This is a genomic window from Citrobacter sp. S55_ASV_140, assembly GCF_018919505.1.
In the GTDB taxonomy this organism is placed as follows: Bacteria; Pseudomonadota; Gammaproteobacteria; order Enterobacterales; family Enterobacteriaceae; genus Citrobacter; species Citrobacter werkmanii.
Genome location: NZ_JAHLQZ010000240.1, coordinates 1 through 5,078, shown reverse-complemented (window position 1 = coordinate 5,078; position 5,078 = coordinate 1). Strand labels below are relative to the sequence as shown.

General features: G+C 55.7%; 5 protein-coding genes. 1 reads left to right on the top strand and 4 read right to left on the bottom strand.

Going from position 1 to position 5,078, the window contains the following annotated elements:
* Positions 1-985 (bottom strand): mannonate dehydratase (gene uxuA / locus KQJ18_RS21375; RefSeq protein WP_216422696.1); only part of this gene is annotated, 985 nt, incomplete at its 3' end.
* 261 nt (positions 986-1,246) lie between these two features.
* Between uxuA and gntP the strand changes: the two genes are divergently transcribed.
* Positions 1,247-2,590, top strand: coding sequence for a gluconate permease GntP (gntP, locus tag KQJ18_RS21370; protein ID WP_038636883.1), 1,344 nt, complete (start codon positions 1,247-1,249; stop codon positions 2,588-2,590).
* A gap of 49 nt (positions 2,591-2,639) precedes the next feature.
* On the opposite strand, the gene KQJ18_RS21365 is transcribed toward gntP, so the two are convergent.
* The 3 genes from KQJ18_RS21365 to KQJ18_RS21355 all read right to left on the bottom strand — a co-directional run.
* Positions 2,640-3,335: a lactate utilization protein C gene (locus KQJ18_RS21365; RefSeq protein WP_216422694.1), complete on the bottom strand. Its 696-nt coding sequence runs from the start codon at positions 3,333-3,335 to the stop codon at positions 2,640-2,642.
* Positions 3,328-4,755: a LutB/LldF family L-lactate oxidation iron-sulfur protein gene (locus KQJ18_RS21360; RefSeq protein ID WP_216422692.1), complete on the bottom strand. Its 1,428-nt coding sequence runs from the start codon at positions 4,753-4,755 to the stop codon at positions 3,328-3,330. The genes KQJ18_RS21365 and KQJ18_RS21360 overlap by 8 nt, the downstream gene beginning before the upstream one ends.
* A 10-nt stretch (positions 4,756-4,765) precedes the next feature.
* Positions 4,766-5,078, bottom strand: a 313-nt coding sequence (locus KQJ18_RS21355) for a (Fe-S)-binding protein (RefSeq protein ID WP_216422690.1), incomplete at its 5' end; no start/stop codon positions are given.

Below are 5,078 nucleotides of genomic sequence, written 5' to 3'. Positions count from 1 at the left end.
CTTTCACCACTTCGTACATGTCAACGTCGCCGTTAAGATGCGCCGCTTCATGGAAGGTTTTCGGGTTATCTTCACGCAGCGTGGAGCGCAGATGGGTGAAGTAAATGCGCGGACCAAACTGTTTGATCATGTCAACCAGGTCGTTGTCCGCACGAACGCCGTAGGAGCCGGTGCACATGGTAAAACCGTTCGCCATGCTGCTGACCGTATCCACCATCCACTGCATATCTTCCACGGTGGAAACAATACGCGGCAGGCCGAGAATCGGGCGCGGCGGATCGTCCGGGTGTACCGCCATACGCACACCAGCTTCTTCTGCCACCGGAATGATCGCTTTCAGGAAGACGGCAAAATTCTCGCGCAGCGCGGCTTTATCGATATCTTTGTAACGCTCAAGATGCTGACGGAACTGATCGAGGGTATAGCCTTCTTCCGCGCCCGGCAGACCGGCGATGATATTGCGGGTCAAACGCGCTTTGTCTTCATCGCTCATGGTTGCGAAGCGTTCATTGGCCTGAGCAATCTCTTCGGCGGTGTAGTCTGCTTCCGCGCCCGGACGTTTGAGGATATGCAGCTCAAAGGCGGCAAATTCAATCTGGTCAAAACGCAACGCTTTGGAGCCGTCCGGCAGGACGTATTCCAGATCGGTACGGGTCCAGTCGAGAACCGGCATAAAGTTATAGCACACGGTACGAATGCCGCACTGGGCCAGGTTACGCAGGCTCTGCTGGTAATTGGCGATCCACTGCTGATAGTTGCCAGAACGAGTTTTAATGTCTTCGTGGATCGGCACGCTTTCGACGACCGACCAGACCAGGCCCGCCTGCTCAATAATCGCTTTGCGCTTTAGGATCTCATCAACCGTCCACACTTCCCCGTTCGGGATATGGTGCAAAGCGGTGACAACGCCCGTGGCACCCGCCTGACGCACATCCGCTAAGGTGACCGGATCGTTAGGGCCATACCAGCGCCATGTCTGTTCCATGTTTTGTTCCTCGTTTACATTATGGACTCGACGATATGGCGCATAAATTCCTCCTTTTGGTATTACATGTCAACCTCAATGGCAAAATTGGTTAACCAAATCACAATGAAAGCCGTTTTGATCCTATGAACGGCGCAAAAATACACGGTGAATATGTAAACATGTAACGCTATGTGACATCCATCGCATCAATGGTTAACCAATATATGTAACATCTCAACCAAAATCATAATGGTTCAACCAAAAGAAGGTAGACGTTTTATGCACGTTCTCAATATTCTGTGGGTCGTATTCGGCATCGGTCTGATGCTGGTACTTAATCTAAGATTCAAAATAAACTCGATGGTCGCCCTGCTGCTGGCGGCGCTCTCGGTCGGCATGCTGGCGGGTATGGATTTAATGGAGCTGCTGCACACCATGAAATCCGGTTTCGGCAGTACGCTGGGAGAGCTGGCGATTATCGTGGTATTCGGGGCGGTCATCGGTAAGCTGATGGTTGATTCCGGGGCAGCGCATCAGATTGCCCATACGCTACTGGCGCGCCTCGGCCTGCGCTATGTGCAGTTGTCGGTGATCATTATTGGTCTGATCTTCGGCCTGGCGATGTTCTATGAAGTGGCGTTTATTATGCTGGCGCCGCTGGTGATCGTTATTGCTGCGGAAGCAAAGATCCCGTTCCTCAAGCTGGCGATCCCCGCCGTTGCCGCCGCCACCACCGCGCACTCTCTGTTCCCGCCGCAGCCAGGCCCGGTGGCACTGGTTAACGCCTACGGCGCTGACATGGGCATGGTCTACATCTACGGTATTCTGGTAACCATTCCGAGCGTAATCTGCGCCGGACTTATCCTGCCGAAGTTCCTCGGCAACCTCGATCGTCCGACGCCGTCATTCATGAAAGCCGACGTCCCGGTTGACCAGAACAATCTGCCGTCATTCGGCGTGTCTATTCTGGTGCCGCTGATCCCGGCGATCATCATGATCTCCACCACCATCGCCAACATCTGGCTGGTAAAAGGGACACAAGCATGGGAAGTGGTCAACTTCCTCGGCTCTTCACCGATTGCAATGTTCATCGCCATGATTGTTGCCTTCGTGCTGTTTGGTACCGCGCGTGGTCACGATATGCAATGGGTCATGAACGCCTTTGAAAACGCGGTGAAAAGTATCGCGATGGTGATCCTGATCATCGGCGCGGGCGGCGTACTGAAGCAGACCATCATCGACACCGGCATTGGCGATACCATCGGTATGTTGATGTCGCACGGCAATATTTCTCCGTACATCATGGCGTGGTTGATAACCGTATTAATTCGTCTGGCAACCGGTCAGGGCGTGGTCTCAGCCATGACGGCGGCGGGAATTATCAGCGCAGCCATCCTCGACCCGGCAACCGGTCAACTGGTGGGCGTCGATCCGGCGTTACTGGTGCTGGCGACGGCGGCAGGCTCCAACACCCTGACCCACATCAACGATGCCTCGTTCTGGCTGTTCAAAGGCTACTTTGACCTGTCGGTGAAGGATACGCTGAAAACCTGGGGTCTGCTGGAACTGGTAAACTCCGTGGTGGGTTTGATAATCGTGTTGATCATCAGCATGATTGCATAAAGTCTGTCCCGCTCTGGCCAGTAGCGCCAGAGCGGTTTTCCATCCTGTCTTAGCAATCCTCAATAATCAGATACACCGCCTTCACCGGGCCATGCACCCCAACCACCTTGATAAGCTCAATATCCGCCGTCGAACTGGGTCCACTGATAATGTTAATGCACGACGGTATCCGCTCACTGGCCTGCGCTTTCTGATGCAGTTTTTCCGCCAGCTGCGCTACGCGCGGCAGGATGGTGCTTTTACGCAGCACGAAAATCGACGACTCCGGCAACAGGCTCAGGGAACGCCCGCGCTCCGGCGCGGAAAACAGCACCACGCCGCCGGACTCGGTCAGGCCATACTCGGCATAGACCACGCCGACTTTCGCCTGCTCGGCCTGGGTAATATTTTCGCTACCGCGCGCCGGGTCCCAGACCACAGCGTTGCATGCCTGCTGTAAGCGTTCGGTAATGCCCAGTTCCACCAGCCGACTGTCGCCGCTCAGTACTACCGGTTGCGGCCCCAGCTCCTCACACAGGCGGAGCGCCGCGTCTGCGGCCTGATCCTCGCGGGTCAGTTCGCAGCGGGCCAGCATCACCTCGCTGGCAAACTGGATAAACGCCTCGCAGCGCTGCTCGGGGCTCAGTTCGGTCAGGCGCTCGTTGGCATAGTTGTTAACCGGCGCGGCATCCGCGTGCGGTTCGAAACGCAGCGGGCGACCCAACGCCTGGGCGACGGTGTTTAAAAATGCGGTACGGTTATCCATTTTTTTTCTCCTGCGCCTGATGTTTCTTAAACCAGCTGCGGAAACTCTCGCCGTCAGCATCAGGCAGATCGCGCGCCTCCATCCAGTCACCAATCGCGCCAACCTTAAGCGGCGTTTTACCGCCATTGATAAACCAGCTCGCCGCGTGGGCCCCGGCCATCATGCCTACCTTCCACAGCCCTGGATGGCTGTTGGCATAAGCGAACATTTTGATCGCCCGTCGCTCGGCTTTCGGGGTAATGCCCTCCTCGGCCATCACCCGGCGATGCCGCAGGATCAGTTTTGACAGCGGGATCCGCACCGGACAGACGCTGTCACAGGCCGTGCACAGTGAACAGGCATATGGCAGGTCTTTAAAATCTTTATAGCCGCCGAGCAGCGGAGAGATCACTGCGCCGATGGGACCTGGATAGATGGAGCCATAGCCATGCCCGCCGATATGACGATACGCCGGACAGGTGTTCATACAGGCTCCGCAGCGGATGCAGCGCAGCACATCACGAAACGCTGAGCCCAGCACCTGCGAGCGCCCGTTATCGACAATCACCAGATGAAATTCTTCCGGTCCGTCAACGTTATCCGCCTCACGCGGGCCGGTCAGCCAGGTGTTGTAGCCCGTCAGACGTGCGCCCACGGCGCTGCGCGCCAGCATAGTGATCAGTACATCCACATCGGCAAACGTCGGTGCGATACGCTCCATACCCATCACCGCAATGTGCGTTTTCGGCAGCGTGGTGCACATGCGCGCGTTGCCTTCGTTGGTCACCAGACACACCGAGCCAGTTTCCGCCACGGCAAAGTTGCAACCGGTAATACCGATTTCGGCACTCAGGAAATCCTCGCGGATCTTCTGGCGAATGAATAAGGTCATGGCTTCCGGCGTTTCCGGGCCGTCGTAGCCCAGACGTTCGTGCAGCACACGGCGGATCTGATAGCGATCTTTATGAATAGCTGGGACCACGACGTGCGAAGGCGGATCTTGATCCAATTGCAGGATGTATTCGCCGAGATCGGTTTCGATCACCTGAATTCCGGCATCCTGCAGCACATGATTGACGCCGATCTCTTCGGTCACCATCGACTTGGACTTCACCACCTTCTTCGCATTTTTATTCTGTGCGACCTGCAGAATGTAGCGGGTAGCCTCTTCTTTGGTTTTGGCGAAATAGACGTGCCCGCCGTTTTGCGTCACTTTCTCGGAGAGTTGATACAGGTAAGCGTCGAGATTGCTCAGAACGTGATCGCGGATCTGACTGGCACGATCGCGCCAGTCTTCCCAGTGGCCTAACTCATCGACCATTTTCTGTCGATTCGCGCCGATACGCTCCTGCGCATTGGCCACGGCTTTGCGCATGATCGGGTCTTCAATCTGCTGACGAATGCGCAGTTTAAATTCTACATCGCTGGTTTTTATCGACATTTCTTTCCCCTCAGCGGCTCATCAGCACTTCAGCAATATGCATCACTTTGACCGGCTGACCTTCCCGTTGCAGTCGACCGCCAATGTTCAGCAGGCAGCTGACATCTGCGCCAATCAAGTATTCCGGCTTCGCATCCATCAGATGAAAAACTTTCTCTTTCACCATCTCGCCGGATATTTCAGCCATTTTGACCGAGAATGTTCCGCCAAAGCCGCAGCAGGTGTCCTGATCGGCAAACGTCAGCAGCTCCAGCCCGCGCACGTTTTTCAGCAGTGTGAGCGGCTCTTCCTTCACACCCAGCTTGCGGGTCAGGCTACAGGAG